We start from the raw sequence: 18,166 nt of genomic DNA on the forward strand, positions 1-18,166 counted from the left end.
TTCGTCGGACCTGCGGGACGCCGCCGGAGGCGGTGTCCCGGGTCAGCGCCGCCAGCCCCGGGCCCGGCCCCGCCCGACCACGGTCGCGGTCAGTCCGGCCAGGACCGCGCCGGCCAGGCCGAGCAGGGCGAGCACCCCGGGCAGCCGGGGGCGGGCCGGCGGCCGTTCCGGTCCGGCGGCGGGCGTCACCGAGCCCGGGACAGCGGCGGCCTGACCGACCGCCGCCGGCGGCAGTTCGGCGGTCACCGCCGCCGCCACGTCCAGCACACCCCAGCCCAGCCGGGGATCCCGGCCGTTCGGTGGCCGGTTCGCGGTGGCGGTGAGCCGGTCCCGCACCTGAGCCGGGGAGAGGCCCGGCCGGTACGCCCGGACCAGCGCCACCGTCCCGGCGACGTACGCGGCGGCGTACGCCGGATCGCTGACCCCCCAACGTTGGCCGACCCGGCCCTTCCCGCCGGCCGCGGTGCTGACCAGGTCCCCGCCCGGCGCCGCGAGGGTGACGTGCTCGCCGGCCTCGTCCTGCACCGCCGCGCCGGCCTGGTCGTGCGCGCCGACCCCGAGCACCCCGGGCAGGGCGGTCGGGTACGACCGCAGCCCCGGCCGGTCGGCGACCGCCGGGGCGACGACCACGATGTCGTCGGCGAGCGCGTCCCGGACCGCGTCCGCCAGCGCCCGACTGCTCCGGGCCGCCGGTACGACCACCAGGATCACCCCGGCGCCGGCCTCCGTCGCCCGACGGACCGCGTCGGCGAGTACGTCCGGGTCCGGCCCGTCGGCGGCACCGGCGCCCCCGTCGGTCGTCCCGGTGTAGCGCAGCGCCAGGAGCCGGGCCCCCGGAGCCACCCCGGCGAAGGTGGTGGCCGGATCGGGTCGGGCACCGACGATGCCGGCGGCGAAGGTGCCCCGCCCGTCGCAGTCGGTACGGTCCGAGCCGGCGACCACCTGTTCCGACCCGAACTGCGGATTGTCCACGTCGATTCCGGTGCCGAGCACCGCGACGAGTTGCCCGGCGCCGTCGGTCAACGGCCAGACCCGGCTCGGGTCGGTGAGCCGTTGTGCCCAACCGACGGCGTCCTGGTAGACCCCGGCCGGAGTGGCACACCGCGCCGCCGCGTCGACCGGTACGGCGGGTGCGGCCAGCGGCGCCAGCAGCCCGAGTACGGTCGCCGAGGCGAGCGGGAACCGGTCCGTCCTCATCGGGGCACCCAGACCGCGACCCGGGTACCCCAGCCGGCCCGGGACTCGATGTCGGCCCGCCCGCCGACCTCCGCCATCCGGGCCACGATCGACTCGCTGATCCCGAAGCCGCGCCGGGCCAGCGGGTCGAAGCCGACACCCTCGTCCCGGGTCACCACCGCGATCCCGCCGTCCCGTCGCTCCACCCGGACCGTCGCCCGCCGACTGCCACTGTGTCGCACCGTGTTCCGCAGCGCCTCCCGGGTGGCGTCCCGGAGCGCGGCGCGCCGCCGGGCCGGAAGTGACGCGGGACGGTCCACGATCACCAACTCGGTACGCAGTCCGGTCCGGGCCAGTTCGTCGACGAGCGCCCGGAGTTCCCGGTCCAGCGGGCCGGCGGCTCTCCAGCCGCCCGGGTCGGCGAGGCCACGACGCAGCGCGGCGGCCTCGGCCCGGGCCGCCCGGCGCAGCGCGGCGAGCCGGTCCGTGGCGGTGGCCGGGTCGGCCGCACCGGCCAACGCGAACGAGTCCAGGGCCGGCAGCACGGTGTCGTGCAGGTGCCGGCGGAGCGCCGCGCGTTCGCGGCGTACCCCGGCGCGGTGGCCGAGGCCGGCGGCGACCAGGGCCAGGCCGACGACGGCAGCGGCAGCCAACCCGATGCCGCCCGCCCCGAGGGTCATCGCCGGCCGCCGGTCAGGCGGAGAGCCGGTCGTCGGGCCGGCCGCAGGCGGTCACCCCGTGCTCGATGGCGTACCGGGTCAGGGCGGACCGGCGGCGCAGCCCGGTCTTGTCCCGGATCCGGTCCAGGTAGGACCGCACGGTCCGGACACTGATCCGCAAAGTCCGGGCGATGTCCTCGTCCCGCTCGCCGGCGGCCAGCCAGGACAGCACGTCCATCTCCCGGTCGGACAGGTCGGGGTGCCCGCCGGCACCGCCCCGGCTGTCGAGCCCGAGCGGCGCCACGGCCGGCGAGGCGTACCGGTGTCCGGCGGCGACCTGCCGGACGGCCCGGAGGATCTCCTCGGCGTCGGCGCTCTTGCACAGGTAGCCCGCCGCTCCGGCGGCCATCGTCGCCCGTACCTCGGTCCGGTCCACCTCGGCGGAGAGCACCAGGACCCGGTGGCCGAGGCCGGCCACCGTCCGGACCGCCGCCGCGCCCCGCACCCCGGGCAGGCCCGGATCCAGCAGGACGACGCAGTCCGGGCACCGCCGGGTGGTGACGAACTCCGCGACCGAGCCGGCCACCACACAGAGCCGGAGATCCGCCGCCTCGGTGATCAGCCCGGCGACCGCCGCCCGGTAGAGCGGATGGTCCTCGACGATCCCGACCGTGATGTCTGCTGCCGCCACCCCCGTGCTCCTCCCCGATCAGGACCGGCACAGTGTCGGGCGGCCACGCCCGGTCGCCCGGAAGATGCGTGGCGTCGGCCCGACAGACCGACGGTAGCGACCGTTCGATCCCGGTGGTGATGGTCGTTCGTCCACCACACGTCCGGTGCACGGGACCGGGGTCAGAGTTCGTCGGCCCGGACCAGGCCGTCCTGGATGGCCCGGGCGACCAACGCCGCCTTGGTCGGCGCCGACCGGCCGACGTTCGCGTACTTCACCCGGGCCCGTTCCAGGCAGGCGTTGACCCGGCGTACGGTCAGGCCGAGCCGTTTGGCGACCATCTCCTTGGACTCGCAGCGGAACCACTCCAACAGCACCTCGGTCTCCCGGGGCGACAGTCGCGGCCGGTCGGGCCGGGTGTCGGTGCCGAACGCGCCGGAGAGCATCGGCGGCAGGTACGGCGTGTGGGTCGCCGCCGCCTGTACCGCGGTGACCAGGTGGTCCTCGCCCTCGGCCTTGGTCAGGTAGGTGAACGCGCCGATGTCGAGGCAGTTCAACACGGTGTCCCGGTCGGCCCGCATGCTGTAGACGACCACCTGGCGCCCGGCGTCGACCAGCCGCTTGAGGTCGCCGTACGCCGGACCGGTGAGATCGAGTTGCAGGTCGAAGACCACCACGTCGGCGTCGCTGCCCGGCGGCAGCCAGGCGGCGGCCACCGTCGGCCCGGCGTCGAGCACCTCGATCGGCGGCTCGGCCAGGGCGCACCAGGCCCGGACCCCGGCGATCACCACGGGATGGTCGTCGACGACCACAACAGAGGTCACGTCTCCTCCTCGCTGCGCTCGTCGTCGTCGTGACCCGGGCTGCTGAGTTGGCTGGTGACCTCGCTGCGCTCGGTCACGTCTCCTCCTCGCTGCGCTCGTCGTCGTCGTGACCCGGGCTGCTGAGTTGGCTGGTGACCTCGCTGCGCTCGGTCACGTCTGCCCCCTGCCAGCTCGACTGGATCCACAGCCGGCCACCGTCCATGGTGGTCGACGTGTGCACCCCGTCCCCGTCGGCGAACGGTACGACCTCCGACCCGGCGGCGGCGACCACGCTGACCGTCACCGTGCCGTCCGCGCCCACCACGGTGAGGCGTACCTTGCCCTGGGCGGTGGCCAGCGCCCAGACCGACGCCTCGGTCAGCCGGCGCCGGACCTGGGTGGGCAGCGGCGGACGCTCGCCGAACTCGGCGAAGGCCACCGGGATCCCGTTGCGTTCGGCCAGTTCGATGCAGGCCCGCAGTTCGTGCAGGAGCGGGTCGGGCACCGTCTCGTCCTCGGCGAAGAGGCGGCGCATCCTGGCCGCCTCGACCGCGCAGGACCGGCGTACCGCCTGGTCGCCGGGGTCGAGCGTGCCGTCGGCCAGCCCGGACAGCAGCGGCACGATGGTCTCGGCGAGTGCCGCGTACCGGTCGACGCGGTCCTGGGCGAGTTGGACGGCGACCGCCTCGGCGGTCCGTACCTCCTCCTCGGCCCGGGCCACCCCGGCGGTGGAGACGGCGAGCTGGCGCAACAGGATCGCGATCATGCCGACCGCGAGCTGGAAGGCGAGCACGATCACGGTGGCGTTCACCGCAGCCGGGAAGGAGAGCGCCGCGTCGCCGCCGAGCGCGGTCTGGGCGAACGTCAGCAGGTAACTGGTGCCGAGCACCCCGACGAAGACCAGCGGCCGGGCGTCGAGTAGCAGCAGCACGACGGTCCAGCCGACGTTCCCCTCCGACCAGTGCGGGTACCCGAGCCGGTTCTGCGGCGGTACGCCGGCGGTGGCGAGCGCGGACAACCCGAGCACCAGTGTCACCAGCGGCCACCGCCACCGGCCGACGGCGCGGCCGCGCAGCGTGGTCACCGCGACGAAAGCGGTGACCAGGACGAAGCCGCCCATCGCCGCGTACTGTGCGGCGGGTGGGCGGTAGATCTCGTGGCTCGCCAGCAACTTCGGCAGGTCGAGCAGGCCGAGGATGACCAGGTTCATCACCACGGCCGCCCAGGCCAGACCCTGGTGGAACCGGGTCGCGATGATCGCCACGTTGTCGTCGGTCGGCGGCGGGACGTCCCGGGGGCACTCCATCCGGACCGTGGTGCCGTGCCCGGGGCTGCTCCGCACGGTGGCCCGCCCGCCGATCCGGGCCATCCGGCCGACCAGCGAGCCCGCCACGCCGTACCGGTGGGCGGAGACCTCCGCCGGGTCGAAGCCGCGACCCCGGTCGGTCACCTCCACCACCACGGTCCGGTCGTCGTCGCCGGCGAGCGAGACGGTCACCTCGGCGCGGTCGGTGCCCGCGTGCCGGACCACGTTGGTCAGCGCCTCCCGGGTCCCGTGACCCAGCATCACCGCGTCCACGGCCCGCATCCGCAGCGCCGGCGACCCGGACAGGTGTACCCGCAGCGGAGTGTGCCCGACGACCTCGCGCAGCAGCGCGACCAGGTCGGCCTCGCGGTCGGTGACCGCCGTCGGGCCGCCGAGCACCGTCAGGTCGCGTGCCGCCTGGTCGGCCAGCCACGACTCGGGCCGGCTCACCACCCCGGCGCCGACCATCATCAGGGTGGCCGAGGCGGTGTCGTGCAGGGCGGCGAGGTACTCCCGCTCGTCGGCCCGGCGGGCGGCGGCGATCGCGGCGTCGCGGCGGACCTGCGCGCCCCGCGCCACCAGTTGGTCGGCCCGTCGGGCGCTGCGCCGCACCAGCCGGTAGAGGCCCCAGGAGAGGGCGACCTCCGCCATCATCCACAGCCGGATCGGAATCGCCGCCGGCAGGTCGACCGCGGCCAGCCAGCCCTCCGGGCTGGCCACCGCCGTGCCGGCAATGTCGGCGAGGATCACCGCCAGGGTCAGCGCCACCAGACCGCAGGGGCCGACCAGCCAGGGGTACGTCACCACGATGATCGCCGCGGCGAGTGGTACCCAGCCGGTGTTCTCGATGCTCTGGTCGGCCGGAGCCGTCCAGACCTGGAGCAGGCTGAGCGCGCAGACCAGGGCCACGTCCACCGGCACCAGCCAGCGGGGTGCGCCGCGCAGGGTACGGAGGGCGAAGTAGCCGTTCCAGGCGAGGAAGAGCAGCACCAGTACGGTGGCCGGGCCCGGCTCCCGGGCGGTGCCGAGCAGCAGCGAGACGAGGCTGACCGTGGCGACCACCACGAGCCGCAGTACGAGGGAGTAGCGCAGGCCCTGCCGCAGCAGCCCCCGCTCGACCGGTCCCATCAGCCGGGTACGGTCTGTCGCGCCCCGGCCGGGTCCAGGGTCGCGCCGGTCGGGAACAGGGCGAGCACCGACGCCGGTACGCCGTACGGGCGGACCCGGCCGAACCCCAGCGAGCCGACCGTACCCTCGCCGGCGAGCGGGTACTTCCGACCGGTGTCCGTGATCAGGTACACCGTTCCGGACGGCGCGCCGGGCGCGGGTTCCTCGGCGACCAGGGCGCCCGCCCCGCCCGGCACGTACACCTCGGTGGCGGTGCCGACGGCGGCGGTCGCCCCGGTCATGATCGGTTGTCCGCCGGTCGGCGGCGGGGCGTCGCCGACGGTGACCCGGTCCGCCTCGACGCAGACGGTGGCGGCCGGCCCGATCGGCACCGGCACGGGCCGCAGCCGTGGATACCCGTCGGACCGGGTCGGGGAGCGGGGCGCGGCGGCGACGTCGGCGGCGGCGACCGGCAGCGGGCGGGGCAGCGCACCCGGGTACGCGGCGGCGCTGCCCGGTGAGCCGAGCGCGAGCCGGGCCTCGGTGTCGGTGACCACGGCGAGACCGTCGGCGCGGACCAGGTAGAACTCCTCCCCGCCGGTGGTCAGCACCTGACCGATCCGGGTGTCGGAGCCGCCGACCCGCGGGCCGGAACCACCGGCGCCGTCGACGTCGAAGGTGGCCAGGTCACGCCCGGCCGGAACGCTGTTCAACCAGGCCGGGGCGACCCGGACGGCGTCGGCCGAGGCGAGGCCGAGGGCGACCACCGCCGGCCCGTCCGGCACCCGGTGCCGGCGTCCGTCGACGATCAGGAACCGCTCCCCGGTCGGCAGCAGCGCCGACACGGCCTGGCCGGGACGCAGCAGTGCCCCGACCGGTTCCTGACCGAGCAGGACGGAGGAGATCGGCGCCTCGCCCGTCGGCCGGTCCGGGGAGTGCCGGGTGCAGCGGGTCCACGGACCGGTGAGGATCCGGGCGGCCGTCGGTAGCGAGTCGGGTGCGCCGACGATGCCGACGCCGGCACCCCGGGCGACGCCGCTGAGCGTCTTCGCCGGCACGGTCACCGTCCGGGTGCCGTCGCCACCGGCGAGCAGCCGGGCCGACGCGTAGTTGAGCACCGGATGCAGCGCGCCGTCGGCGCCGAGGACGAACCTCGCCCCGGTCTCCTTCTCGACGATCACCTGTCCGCCCTGCCGCCATGCCTGCTGGCGGGCCGGCGTGAGCAGGCCGACGACCCCGAACACCGCGGCGACCAGTACGGTGACCGCCAGCCCGATCGCGGTGCCGAGCAGGAGCCGTTTCGACGGCGGGACCGGATCGTCCGCGTCGGCGGAGACCAGTGCGGAGACCAGTCGACGGCGGAGGAACTGGTACGCCTGGATCCGGTCCTTCTGCGTCCACACTCGACGGCCCCCGCGCGGTGTTGGCTAAACGTCAGGCAGCGGCGATAATACCGAGAGTGTTGATCGTGTTGTCCATCGATCGACCACATCGTGCGTCTGGTGGTATTCGTCGATGAGTGTCGCGGCCGGTCCGACCCCTGGTGGGGTGTCGCGTCGGTTGGCCGGGTTCCGGTCACCCGCCGCCGGTTCCGGGCGGCCGTCACCGTTCCACCAGGAACCGGGGGCCGGCGGCCTGCCGGGTGTCGGCCGGATCCTGACGTGGCAGCTCGCCCTGCTTGTCGTGGTCACCGTCGGGGTGCCGGCCGGTGCGCCGACCGTCGCGTTGCTGCTGACCGCCGGGCTGCTGGTGGCCGTGAGCACGGTCCGGGTCGGCGGACGGTACCCGCACCGGTGGGCGGCGACCCTGCTACGGCACCGACGGCGGCGAGGGACCCCGGCCGAGCCGGCCCCGACCGCCGTACACGGACTGCTGCCCCGACTGCTGGTGCAGACCCAGGTGGACCGCGCCGGAAACCGGGTCGGGGTCGCGGCGGTGGGCGCGGACGCCGGCCACGTCGCCGTGGTCCAGCTCGCGCCGGCCGGTGAGGCCGATCCGGCCACCCTGGTGGCGGCGCTGCACCGGGCGTTCGATGATCCCGACCATCCGATCAGCGAGGCCCGGCTGGTGGTCTGGGTCGCGCCCGGCGGCCCGGTACCGATCCGCGTGCACTGGCTGGCCCTGCGCTACCGGTACGCCGACGCGCCCTGGGCGGCGCTCGCCAGGGGCGGTGGCGCGACGGGTGCCCGGCGGGCGGCGGCGAGCGCGGCGCAACGGCTGGCCGGTGACCTGACCGGGGCCGGCCATCCGGGTACGGTGCTGGACACGCCGGACCTGTACCACGCCCTGTCCCTCGCCATCGGTGCCGACGCCACTCCGGGACACGGCGGCGGCTACCACGCGGTGGAGCACTGGCGGGACTGGACGATCGGCGGCTCGCGTCAGGTCTGCTTCGTCCCGCGATCGGCCGCCGACCGGATCCCGCTGCTCGGCCGGTACGTCCCAGAGGCGTCGTTCACCTGCACGTCGTACGCGCTGCGGCGGGGCTGGGACGGCCGGACCACCGCGACGGCGACGGCGCGGGCCGTGCTGTCGCCCGGCGGCTCCCTCAGTGCCCGGCAGGCGTCGGCCGCGCTCGGGGTACGGCTGTCGGCCGCCGACGGCCGGCACGGTGACGGGGTGCTGGCCACCCTCCCGCTCGCCTGACCGTTCCCCCTGGCGGTCGGTCACATCGTCGGCCGGTGGGCTGCCGCCACGCCGGTCGGTCAACTGTGCGGCTGGTCGGTCAGCTGTCCGGTTCGTCGGTCGGTTGCTTCGGCCGGCGCCGGGTCGGGATGGTCGGCGAGCACCACCTCCCAGGCCTCCACGGTGCGCTCGGTGACCGTGGTCGGCGCCTCCAGGTGGTAGGCCCCGCTGGGCAGCACGCCGGCACCGGCGTACCGGCTCATCACCGCGAGTTGCGCGGCCACGTCCTCGCCCTGGTGTCCGGGATCCAACTGGCGCCAGAAGTCGAAGCCGCCGACCGCGCGCAGCCGTTCCCGGTGGTAGAGCACGCAACCGCCGATCCAGGAGATCTTGTACGCCCGCCACTGCCCCGGCGACAGCCGGCGGGCCGCCGTGACGTGCAGCAGGTTGGCGGCGGAATGGATCTGTGCCCGGTCCCATTCCGGGGTGCCCGGCCGGGGCCGCTCCGGCACCGGTCGCCCGCCCCACTCCTGGTAGTGCCGATGGGTCTCCGGCCGCACGTCCTCCAGATAGGACAGTCCGTGCACGGCATTGCCGACGAAGCCGCAGTCGAGTTCCTGGACGGCGGTGAGCAGCCGGTCGACGGTGCCCGGTTCGAGCCAGACGTCGTCGTCGAGGAAGAGGACATAGCGTGCGGCCGAGGCGTCGAGCAGGTAGGCGCGGTGTTCGGCCAACCCGCGTCGGGGCAGGCGCCGGGTGAGCAGCACCGGATGGTCCCGGTGCCGGAGCACCCGCACCATGGCCGCGGCGGCCGGCTCCGCCCAGGCCGGTTCCGGACCGTCCGACTGGTCACTGACCACCACCCCGAAGCCGCCCTGGCCCTCGTCCGCGCCGGGGCGGCTCCGGTCCGCCCCGCCGGCCGGTCCGGGCCGCTGGGCGGCCAGGCCGGCCAGGGTCACCGCGAGTTCGGCCGGGCGGTTGCGGGTCGGGACCAGTACGTCCAACAGCCGGGCCCGGCGGAACACCGACGGGTCGCCCGGCTCGATCGGCCGGGTGATCCGGGCCGGCCGGTTCACGCCCGGTGGCTCCGGGCGGCAACGGTCTCGGTGGCCGTCTCGGCCGCTGCCGGCTGCCGGTTGTCGCCGTACGACCGGATCCGTTCGATCACCGCCGAGGTGGACCGGTCCGGTACGTAGCCGAGGGTGCGCACCTGCCCGCCGAGTCGACGTACCAGGGGTGCCTCGGGGACCATCTCCGGCGGGTAGTCGCCGCCCTTGACGTACACGTCGGGGCGGATCGCCTCGATCAACGCGGTCGGCGAGTCCTCCGCGAAGACCACCACGTGGTCCACACAGGAGAGCGCGGCGAGCACGGCGACCCGGTCGTCCACCGGGTTCACCGGCCGGTCCTCGCCCTTGAGCCGTCGTACGCTGTCGTCGGAGTTGACCGCCACCACCAGCAGGTCGCCGAGGCCGCGCGCCTGGTCCAGGTAGCGGACGTGCCCGTGGTGCAGGACGTCGAAGCAGCCGTTGGTGAAGACCACGCTGCGACCCTCCGCCCGGTGCCGCTCGACGACCGCCACCAGGGCGTCGTGGTCGAGCACGGTCCGGGCCGGCGCCTGCTCCGCCGCGCCGAGCGCGGTGAGCAGGTCGTCCCGGTGGCAGACGCAGGTGCCGGTGTCCGCGACGGTGGTCGTCGCGGCGAGTTGGGCGAGCTGCGCCGCGGTCGGCAACGGGGCGTCGGCGGCCAGCGCCAACGTCATCGCCGCCAGGTACGCGTCACCGGCCCCGACCGCGTAGCTGGCCGGCACCGGCGTGGCGTGGCTGCGCCGGGACCGCCCGTCGGCGCCACCGACCACCGCGCCCTCGGCGTCCAGGGTGATCGCGACGACGTCGGCGCCGGTACGTTCCCGCAGCTCGGCGAGGCGGGCCTGGGCGACCACCGCCCGACTCGCCCCACCGGCGGCGACCGGACGGCCACCGGCGGCGCTCGCCGTCTCGTCGCCGGCCACCACGATGTCGTCCCCGGCGACCCCGATCTCGTCACTGGTCACGGTGATGCCGTCCCCGCCGGCCGGGCCGCCCCGGTCGTCGGCCGGCGCGCCGCCGTCCCCCTCGGCCGGCGGCGTACCCTCCCCGCCGCTGTTCCCGCTGCCGTTGGCGGTGATCGTCGTGGTCGGCGCGCTGTCGCCACGCCGGGTGCCGGTGGCCGTGGTGGTGCCGTCCGCAGCGACACTCACCCGGGTACCGGCGACCGCCGTCGACCTCGGATCCGTACCGGCCGACGACGGGGCACTGAGCAGCCGGGTCGCCTCGGCGAAGCTCGGGGTCACCACGGTCGGCGCCAGACCGCGCCAGTACGCCAGATCGTGGGCGTCCAGGGCCACCGTCGCGTACCGGTCGCGGTTCTCCACCAGCCAGCGGCGTACCGGCTCGGGCAGCGCGCCGAGACCGTAGTCGCAGACCACCAGGGTCGGCGCCTGACCGTCGCGGTCGGCGCGCAACTCCTCGGTCGCGTGCGAGAGCGCCTGCAGCATCCGTTGTACGCCGTCGTCCGGCAGCGTCTCGTCCGCGTCGCCCTCGTCCTCCCGGAGCAGGATCTGGTCGGCGGCGAGCAGCCGGCGCTTGACCGGGGTCGGCCGGCCCGGCTGGCTGATCGTCCGGTCCCACACCCCGGCCCGGTCCAGGCAGTCGTGCAGTTCGTCACCGGCGACGTCGGCACCGACCGGGGCGACCAGCGCGGCCACACCGCCGAGCGCGGTCAGGTTGACGGCGGTGTTGGCGGCGCCACCGGCCGCACAGAGTCGACGACGCAAGGTGAGCACGGGTGCCGGTGCCTCCCGGCAGAGCCGGTCGGATTCAGCGAACCGCCACTCGTCGAGCATCGCGTCACCGACCACCAGCACGCCACGTCCGAGCCAGCTCTCCACCACCGAGGCCAGGCGGCGCCGTTCCGCTGCGTCTCTCACCATGCAGCGCGGGTCCCCGGTGCCGACCAGGCCAAACCTGACGCGACCGCCGGCCGGACCCGGGCGTACGGCGGTGGTGTCGAACCTCACCTGGTCGGTCCGGCGCCGGCGTCTTCCGGGGGCGGACCGACCCTTCGGGCGGGCCGGGGTGTTTCGGCGGGACCGTACCGGGAACGACTTTTCTCGGGAGGCGGTGAATCGGAACGCCGCCACACAGCCCACATCCACCCCTCGGAAAGGAGACACGAGATGGCATCCGAGTTGCAGGGCAAGCGGATCGCGTTCCTGGCCACCGATGGCGTGGAGGAGGTCGAGTATGTCCGACCCCGGGAGGCCGTCGAGGCGGCCGGCGGCCGGGCCGAACTGGTCTCGCTGAAGCCTGGTGCGATCCAGGCCTTCAACCACCTGGACAAGTCCGACCGGTACGACGTCGACGTCACCGTCGCCGAGGCCGACCCGTCGGCGTACGACGGTCTGGTGCTGCCCGGCGGGGTGGCCAACCCGGACGCGCTGCGGGCCGATCCGGACGCGGTCCGGTTCGTCCGGGCGTTCTTCGACGCGGGTAAGCCGGTCGCGGCGATCTGCCACGCGCCGTGGACGATGATCGACGCGGACGTGGTGAAGGGACGGACGCTGACCTCCTGGCCGAGCCTCCGTACCGACCTGGCGAATGCCGGGGCGCACTGGGTCGACGAGGAGTGTCACGTCGACAACGGACTGGTGACGAGCCGTAAGCCGGACGACCTGCCGGCGTTCTGCGCCAAGCTGGTGGAGGAGTTCGCCGGGGGACGGCACTGACGATCGGGCTGCTCCGGGCCGGGCGCGGTGACGCTGGTTCGTGGGTGGCGCCGGGTTGTGTGGCGGCGCTGGTCCGCGGGTGGCGCCGGGTTGTCTGTTGGCGCCGGGTTTGGGGTGGGGCCGGGTGCCCGCTCTGGGCGGTCAGGCTTGATCCCGTCGCGGGTCACCCGGCCCCACCCCCACCGTGTGGCCCGGTTGGCACGGGTGAGGCCGTCGTGGGGGCCGGCTGACCGGGGTACGGGTCAGCAGTCGTAGTTGTGTTCGCGGAGCAGTCGCCGCACGGTGTCCGGGTTCGGGCTGTCGGCTCCCCAGCCGCTGACGTTCTGGCCGTTGACCTCGTCGATGTGCCAGTGGTTGCCGCGCAGGTCACCGGAGTCGCCCGGATGCTCCAACTCGACCGTGCAGGTGTTCGGATCGTCGTCGGTGCTCACGACCCAGTCGAAGTCGTACGCGACGACCTGCTTCTTCCGCTTCTTCCGGGTGCCCTTGGTCTCCTCGTCGGCCTGCACGGTGACCGAGGTGAAGCCGGCCTTGGTGAGCTTGTCCCGGTACGCCTGCGCGGGGTCGCGCCCGCCACATCCGCCGACCGCCAGGGCGGCGGTCACCGCCGCGACCGTGAGCAGTGCGACTCTCCCCGTGTTCACGTGGCCTCCTCGGCACAGGTCCAGCTGTTCCCGCTTGCCGGAGACGTCGGTGCACCGTCTGGTGACGGGCTGTCCCGCCGGCTCCGGGAGCGTCGACGGTAGAGGATCCGGGCAACCGGTCGCTCCGGACATTCGGCATGAGAAGCGGCAGAGCGACCGGTGCAGGTCAACGACGTCCGGTCGGCTGATGACCGGTGTCACACCGGGGCCGCGCCCGGCGGCCGGCGCACGGGGGCGGGTCAAGACTTCTCCCGACGCATCATTCGTGCCGACGGGGGGAGAAGGCACTATGACCACCGCTGAGGACGCTCGACCACGGTTGAGCCACCGGCAGATCAGGCTGCTGATGACCGGTCTGATGACCGGCATGCTGCTGGCCGCACTGGACCAGACCATCGTGGGAACCGCGCTGCCGACCATCGTCGGTGAGCTGGGCGGCATCAACCACTACTCGTGGGTGGTCACCGCGTACCTGCTGGCCTCGACCGCCTCGACGCCGCTGTACGGCAAGATGGCCGACCTGCTCGGACGCCGTCCGGTTTTCCTCTTCTCGATCGGGACCTTCCTGGTCGGCTCGTTGCTGGCCGGGCTGTCCCAGAACATGACCCAGCTGATCATCACCAGGGGCATCCAGGGCATCGGCGCCGGTGGTCTGATGACGCTGGCGTTCACCATCATCTCGGACGTGGTCACTCCCCGGGAGCGCGGTCGCTACCAGGGACTCTTCGGTGCGGTCTTCGGGGTCTCCTCGGTGGCCGGACCACTGGTCGGCGGCTACTTCGCCGAGCACAACTGGCGGTGGATCTTCTACATCAACGTGCCGCTGGCGATCGTCGCGATCATCGTCTGCTACCACGTGATGCGGCTGATCCCGTTCAAGCGCCGGAAGCACGCGATCGACTGGATCGGGGCCGCGCTGCTGGTGGCCGCGGTGAGTTCGTTGCTGCTCGCGCTGAGCTGGGGCGGCAACGAGTACGCCTGGGGCTCCGGCGTCATCATCGGACTCTTCGTCGCCGGTGCCGTCCTCGGCGTCGTCTTCCTGCTCCAGGAGGCCCGGGTCGCCGAGCCCATCCTGCCGCTGAAGCTGTTCCGCCGGCCCACCTTCGCGCTGGCCAACACCGCTGGTTTTGTGCTCGGCCTGGTGATGTTCGGCTCGATCATCTTCATCCCGCTCTACCTGCAGATCGTCAAGGGTGCGTCGCCGACCGACAGCGGTCTGCTGATGCTGCCGATGATGGCGGGCGTGATCGTCACCTCGGTGCTCTCCGGACAGGCGATCAGTCGGATCGGTCGGTACAAGTGGTTCCCGGTCGCCGGGGCGGCCGTCCTGGTGCTGGGCATGCTGCTCTTCACCCGGCTGGAGGTCGACTCGCCGCTCTGGATGGCCTTCATCTACATGGTGATCATCGGCATCGGGCTCGGCCTCTGCATGCAGTCGCTGGTCCTCGCGGTACAGAACGCGGTGGAGGTCCGGGACCTCGGCGCCGGTACGTCCGCCGCCACCTTCTTCCGCTCCCTCGGCGGCTCGTTCGGGGTGGCGATCCTCGGCGCGGTGCTCTCCGCCCAGCTCGCCGCCGGTCTCGGTGACCGGCTGCCGGCGGCGATCGCCCAACTACCGCCGGAGCAGCAGGGTCAGTTCGCCGGCGCCAGTCACGAGATCTCGATCAACGAGCCGGCGAAGATCCTGGCGCTGCCCACGCCGGTCCGCGACGCCATCCAGGAGTCGTTCGTCGGCGCGCTGCACATCGTCTTCCTGGTCGCGGGTTTGATCGCGATCCTGGCGGTGGTGGTGACCCTGGCCATGCCGAACCGGGAACTGCGTGGTGGCCCGCCGTCGGCCACGAGCGACCGCTACCGCCGGGAGGGGCACGACGACGCCGCCGCCGACATGGAGGCCAACGCCCAGACGCTGCTCTGATCAGCTGAGGTGCAAGGAAGGGGCCCTTTTACCACCGAAAGCGGTAACAGGGGCCCTTCCTTGCACTACTTCAGGATGAACTGGTTGGTGCGTTCGAAGGCGGTCAGGTCGGCCAGGAGTTCCGGCACGTTGGCGGAGAGTGGTTCGGGCAGGGCCCGGTCCGGGGGGAAGAAGCCGGCGTTGGTGGTCTCGTCGGTGGCGGTCAGCAGTTCGCCCGACCAGGCGTCGACCCGGAAGGCCACCACGAAGAGCTGGTACGTGTCGCCGAACATGTTGGTGAAGGTGCGGTCCGGGCCGGTGTACATGGCGAACGGGGTGACCGCCGTCGCGGTCAGCCCGGTCTCCTCCCACACCTCGCGGACCGCGCACCCGGCGATCGACTCGCCCAGTTCCATCGCGCCGGCCGGCAGCGCCCAGTGACCGTTGTCGGAGCGCTCGATCAGCAGCACCCGGCCGTCGGCGTCCCGGACCACGGCCCGGGCGCCGACGAACATCAACGTGCGGTCTCCGGCGAGCGCGCGGAGCTGACCGAGGTACGACTCGGCCCACGGGACACTGCTCATCTTGTTCCGCTCCAGGGGTCGGCGGTTGATCGGGTCACGACCACGATCGCGCGATCTGATCTCAACCGTCGAGCCTTTCCCGCAACCACGGCAGCAGCGCGTCGGCGTGCGCACGCTGGAAGGCCCGTACCGTCGGCAGCCCCGGTGGTGCCGGCAGCCGCGCCGCGTCGACGAAGAACCCGGTGATCCCGGCGAGTACGGCGGTCAGCTGCGCCGGCTCGGCACCGGTGTCGAGGGCGTACCGGTCGAGCAGCGGATACCGACCGTTGTGCAGGCGTACGTTGGCCAGCAGGCACAACGTGTCGAGCCAGGCCGGGCCCCGGCAGGCGTGCGGCCAGTCGACCACCGTCACCCGTCCGTCGGCGTCGAGCAGCAGGTTGTCGGCCCGGATGTCCACGTGCGCCAGGGTGTCGCCGGCCAGCGCGGCCAGCCCCCGTTCGGCGAGGGTCACCAGCCCGTCGAGCCGTCCGGTGGCCCACGGGTCCAGGTCGGCGGGCGGGTCCGCCGCGATCCGACGCCAGCCGCTGAAGTCGTCTCCGAGCAGGTCGGCGGCGCTTGGCGCGTCGGGGACCGGCGCCGGGGTCAACAGGTCGGCCATCCGGCCGAGGGTGCCGAGCACCGTGGCGAGTTCGTCCTCCCGCCAGGGGGTCGTCGGGTGGCGACCCTCGACGTCCGTCAGGACCAGGGCGACCCAGTCCCCGTCGTCGTGCCAGCCGATCAGCCGCGGCGCCGGTGCGTCGGCCGGCAGCGCGGCGGTGTTCCGGGCCTCCCGGCGGTGCAGTTCGGGCGTGACGGGGTTCAGCGCGGCGCCGGCGGCCTTGACGAAGGCACGGCGCCCGCCGGCGGTGCGTACCCGGTCGGCGGTGCCGGGCGAGAAGCCGCCGGCCTGGGAGACCGCCGCGACCACCCGGTCGCCGAGGATCTCCTCGACCGCCGCCCGGACCGATGCCGGCAGGTCGGCCCAGCCGATCCGTACTCCGACCGCACTCGTCATGTGTTGATGATGTCAGTACGACGCGCGGCATTTTCTCGAATCCTGAGACATCTGTACCACTATGCAGGAAGGAGAGTAGCTTCGGGCGAGATCGCCGGAGCCGGAAGAGGACGACGTGGAGCTGCTGGACTGGGACGCGCGGACGTACGACACGCTGCCGCTGCCGCACCGGCACTGGGGGGAGAACCTGCTGGCCCGGCTGCCGCTGGTCGGCACCGAGGCGGTGCTCGACCTGGGGTGCGGAACCGGGCGGGACACCGAACGGCTGCTCGACCGACTGCCCGCCGGCCGGGTCGTCGCGGTCGACGGCTCCGCCCGGATGCTCGCCGAACTGCGGGCCCGACTGCCCCGGGCCGGCGACCGGCTGACCGTACGCCAGGCCGACCTTCGGGAGCCGTTGCGGCTGGCCGAGCCGGTCGACGCGGCGTTCAGCGTGGCGACCCTGCACTGGCTGCCCGACCACGACACCCTGTTCCACAGCGTGGCGGCCGCACTGCGTCCCGGCGGGCGGTTCGTCGCGGAGGGTGGCGGACGGGGCAACGTGGCCGGCGTACTGCGCGCCCTCGCCGAGGTGACCGGCCGGGACGACGAGGACCGGTTCTGGAACTTCCCGGACGTCGACGAGACGGTACGCCTGCTGCGTCGGGCCGGCTTCCCGGACCCCGAGGTGGAGTTGGTGCCGGACCCGGCCCGGCTGACCGCCGGCGAACCGCTGGAGGCGTTCCTCGGCACGGTGGTCCTCGGGGCACACCTGCGGGAGCTGCCGGCCGATCAGCGGCGTCCCTTCGTGCGGGCGGTCGCCGAACGGTTGCCCGAGCCGGTCGTCGACTACGTACGCCTGCGGATCCACGCCGTCCGTCGCTGAATCCCTTGCGTCGGAGCCGATCCAGACCGTCCCGCTGACGAATCCGTTGCGCCGGCCCCTTTTCCGGGACGGCTCGGACGGCGAGGATGTGGGGCGACGCGGGAGGAGTGATCACGTGCGGGTGGTGGCGGCGACGGCGGTGGGCGGTCCCGAGGTGCTGCGGGTGGTCGAGTGGCCGGATCCGGTGGCGGGGCCCGGACAGGTGCTGGTCCGGGTGGGCGCGGCCGGCGTCAACCCCGCCGACCTGGGTGCCCGGAGCGGGTTCATCCCCGGCGGGCCGGTCGAGCCGCCGATCGCGCTCGGCTGGGACTTCGCCGGGGAGATCGCCGAGGTCGGCGACGACGTCACCGACCTGCGGCCCGGCGACCGGGTCGCCGGGATGATCCCGTGGTACCAGGCCCGGGGCGGCGTCGGTGCGTACGCCGAACTCGTCGCGGCCGACCGGGACTGGGTGGTCCCGATCCCCGACACGCTCGACCTGGCCGCCGCCGCGACGATCGGACTGAACGCGCTCACCGCGCGGCAGGCACTGGACCTGATGTCCCTCGACCCGGGCACGTCGGTGCTGGTCACCGGGGCGAGCGGCGGGGTGGGCGGGTTCGCGGCCGAGTTGGCGGTCCGGGCCGGACACCGGGTGGTCGCGGTCGCCAGCCACGAGGACGAGGAGTGGGTACGCGGGCTCGGTGTCGCCGAGGTGCTGCCCCGGTCGGTCGACCTGGCCGAGGTCGGCCCGTTCCCCGCCGTACTGGACGCGGTCCCGCTCGGCCCGCCGGCCGCTGTCGCGGTCGCCGACGGCGGCACGCTGGTGACCACCCGCCCGACCCCGCCGGTGGATCCGTCCCGTGGGGTACACCAGCACGTGATCATGATCCGGCTCGACCCACCGACGCTGGCCGAGCTGGTGGCCGAGGTGGCCGCCGGCCGACTGCGTACCCGGGTGGCGACGACGTTGCCGCTGGCCGAGGCGGCTCAGGCGCACCGGCTGGCCGAGGCCGGCGGGTTGCGCGGCAAGGTCGTCCTCGTCCCGTAGCGGAGCCGGGTCGGTCCCGCTCCGATCCGGATGTCACCGG

General features: G+C 74.0%; 15 protein-coding genes and 2 pseudogenes. 5 read left to right on the top strand and 12 right to left on the bottom strand.

Going from position 1 to position 18,166, the window contains the following annotated elements; all coding sequences use genetic code 11:
* Positions 1 to 42 precede the first annotated feature (42 nt).
* The 6 genes from V1633_RS22925 to eccB all read right to left on the bottom strand — a co-directional run bounded on the left by V1633_RS22925 (position 43) and on the right by eccB (position 7,124).
* Positions 43 to 1,197 (bottom strand): S8 family serine peptidase, encoded by a 1,155-nt coding sequence (locus tag V1633_RS22925; protein WP_331216452.1) that lies wholly within the window; start codon positions 1,195 to 1,197, stop codon positions 43 to 45.
* Positions 1,194 to 1,856 carry a sensor histidine kinase gene (locus V1633_RS22930; protein WP_331216453.1) on the bottom strand — a complete coding sequence of 221 codons (663 nt, stop codon included), beginning with the start codon at positions 1,854 to 1,856 and terminating at the stop codon, positions 1,194 to 1,196. Before V1633_RS22930 ends, V1633_RS22925 begins: the two co-directional genes overlap by 4 nt.
* A 13-nt stretch (positions 1,857 to 1,869) precedes the next feature.
* A complete protein-coding gene (locus V1633_RS22935) occupies positions 1,870 to 2,526 on the bottom strand; it encodes a response regulator transcription factor (RefSeq protein WP_331216454.1) in 657 nt (218 codons plus the stop codon).
* Between the two features lie 161 nt (positions 2,527 to 2,687).
* Positions 2,688 to 3,329, bottom strand: a complete 642-nt coding sequence (locus tag V1633_RS22940) for a DNA-binding response regulator (protein ID WP_331216455.1) — start codon at positions 3,327 to 3,329, stop codon at positions 2,688 to 2,690.
* Between the two features lie 73 nt (positions 3,330 to 3,402).
* Positions 3,403 to 5,742 (bottom strand): ATP-binding protein, encoded by a 2,340-nt coding sequence (locus tag V1633_RS22945; RefSeq protein ID WP_331216456.1) that lies wholly within the window; start codon positions 5,740 to 5,742, stop codon positions 3,403 to 3,405.
* Complete coding sequence (gene eccB / locus V1633_RS22950; RefSeq protein ID WP_331216457.1) at positions 5,742 to 7,124, bottom strand: type VII secretion protein EccB; 1,383 nt, start codon at positions 7,122 to 7,124, stop codon at positions 5,742 to 5,744. Before eccB ends, V1633_RS22945 begins: the two co-directional genes overlap by 1 nt.
* Before the next feature lie 112 nt (positions 7,125 to 7,236).
* Here eccB and V1633_RS22955 point away from each other — a divergent pair, with 112 nt between their 5' ends.
* Complete coding sequence (locus V1633_RS22955) at positions 7,237 to 8,367, top strand: type VII secretion protein EccE (RefSeq protein WP_331216458.1); 1,131 nt, start codon at positions 7,237 to 7,239, stop codon at positions 8,365 to 8,367.
* 59 nt (positions 8,368 to 8,426) lie between these two features.
* Here V1633_RS22955 and V1633_RS22960 read toward each other — a convergent pair whose 3' ends face one another.
* The 3 genes and pseudogenes from V1633_RS22960 to V1633_RS22965 form a co-directional block, all read right to left on the bottom strand.
* Entirely contained in the window at positions 8,427 to 9,404 is a 978-nt protein-coding gene (locus V1633_RS22960; protein WP_331216533.1) for a glycosyltransferase family 2 protein, read from the bottom strand.
* Between the two features lie 14 nt (positions 9,405 to 9,418).
* Positions 9,419 to 9,910, bottom strand: a pseudogene (gene rfaE2 / locus V1633_RS37050) (D-glycero-beta-D-manno-heptose 1-phosphate adenylyltransferase); the annotation flags it as partial.
* A gap of 65 nt (positions 9,911 to 9,975) precedes the next feature.
* Positions 9,976 to 11,317: pseudogene (locus tag V1633_RS22965) on the bottom strand (bifunctional heptose 7-phosphate kinase/heptose 1-phosphate adenyltransferase); the annotation flags it as partial.
* Between the two features lie 246 nt (positions 11,318 to 11,563).
* Here V1633_RS22965 and V1633_RS22970 point away from each other — a divergent pair.
* Entirely contained in the window at positions 11,564 to 12,112 is a 549-nt protein-coding gene (locus V1633_RS22970) for a type 1 glutamine amidotransferase domain-containing protein (protein WP_331216460.1), read from the top strand.
* 242 nt (positions 12,113 to 12,354) lie between these two features.
* On the opposite strand, the gene V1633_RS22975 is transcribed toward V1633_RS22970, so the two are convergent.
* Positions 12,355 to 12,756 (bottom strand): hypothetical protein, encoded by a 402-nt coding sequence (locus tag V1633_RS22975; RefSeq protein WP_331216461.1) that lies wholly within the window; start codon positions 12,754 to 12,756, stop codon positions 12,355 to 12,357.
* A gap of 289 nt (positions 12,757 to 13,045) precedes the next feature.
* Between V1633_RS22975 and V1633_RS22980 the strand changes: the two genes are divergently transcribed.
* On the top strand, positions 13,046 to 14,674 hold the full coding sequence (locus V1633_RS22980) for an MDR family MFS transporter (RefSeq protein ID WP_331216462.1): 1,629 nt from the start codon (positions 13,046 to 13,048) through the stop codon (positions 14,672 to 14,674).
* A 65-nt stretch (positions 14,675 to 14,739) separates the two neighbouring features.
* On the opposite strand, the gene V1633_RS22985 is transcribed toward V1633_RS22980, so the two are convergent.
* Positions 14,740 to 15,237, bottom strand: coding sequence for an NUDIX domain-containing protein (locus V1633_RS22985; RefSeq protein ID WP_331216463.1), 498 nt, complete (start codon positions 15,235 to 15,237; stop codon positions 14,740 to 14,742).
* A 61-nt stretch (positions 15,238 to 15,298) separates the two neighbouring features.
* A complete protein-coding gene (locus tag V1633_RS22990) occupies positions 15,299 to 16,231 on the bottom strand; it encodes a phosphotransferase family protein (RefSeq protein WP_331216464.1) in 933 nt (310 codons plus the stop codon).
* A 115-nt stretch (positions 16,232 to 16,346) separates the two neighbouring features.
* On the opposite strand from V1633_RS22990, the gene V1633_RS22995 reads away from it, so the two are divergent.
* The gene (locus V1633_RS22995) at positions 16,347 to 17,096 is read left to right on the top strand and encodes a methyltransferase domain-containing protein (RefSeq protein WP_331216465.1); all 750 of its coding nucleotides are present in this window, start codon (positions 16,347 to 16,349) and stop codon (positions 17,094 to 17,096) included.
* A 115-nt stretch (positions 17,097 to 17,211) separates the two neighbouring features.
* Positions 17,212 to 18,126: an NADP-dependent oxidoreductase gene (locus V1633_RS23000; RefSeq protein ID WP_331216466.1), complete on the top strand. Its 915-nt coding sequence runs from the start codon at positions 17,212 to 17,214 to the stop codon at positions 18,124 to 18,126.
* Positions 18,127 to 18,166 lie beyond the last annotated feature (40 nt).

This window comes from Plantactinospora sonchi (assembly GCF_036422035.1).
Taxonomy (GTDB): domain Bacteria; phylum Actinomycetota; class Actinomycetes; order Mycobacteriales; family Micromonosporaceae; genus Plantactinospora; species Plantactinospora sonchi.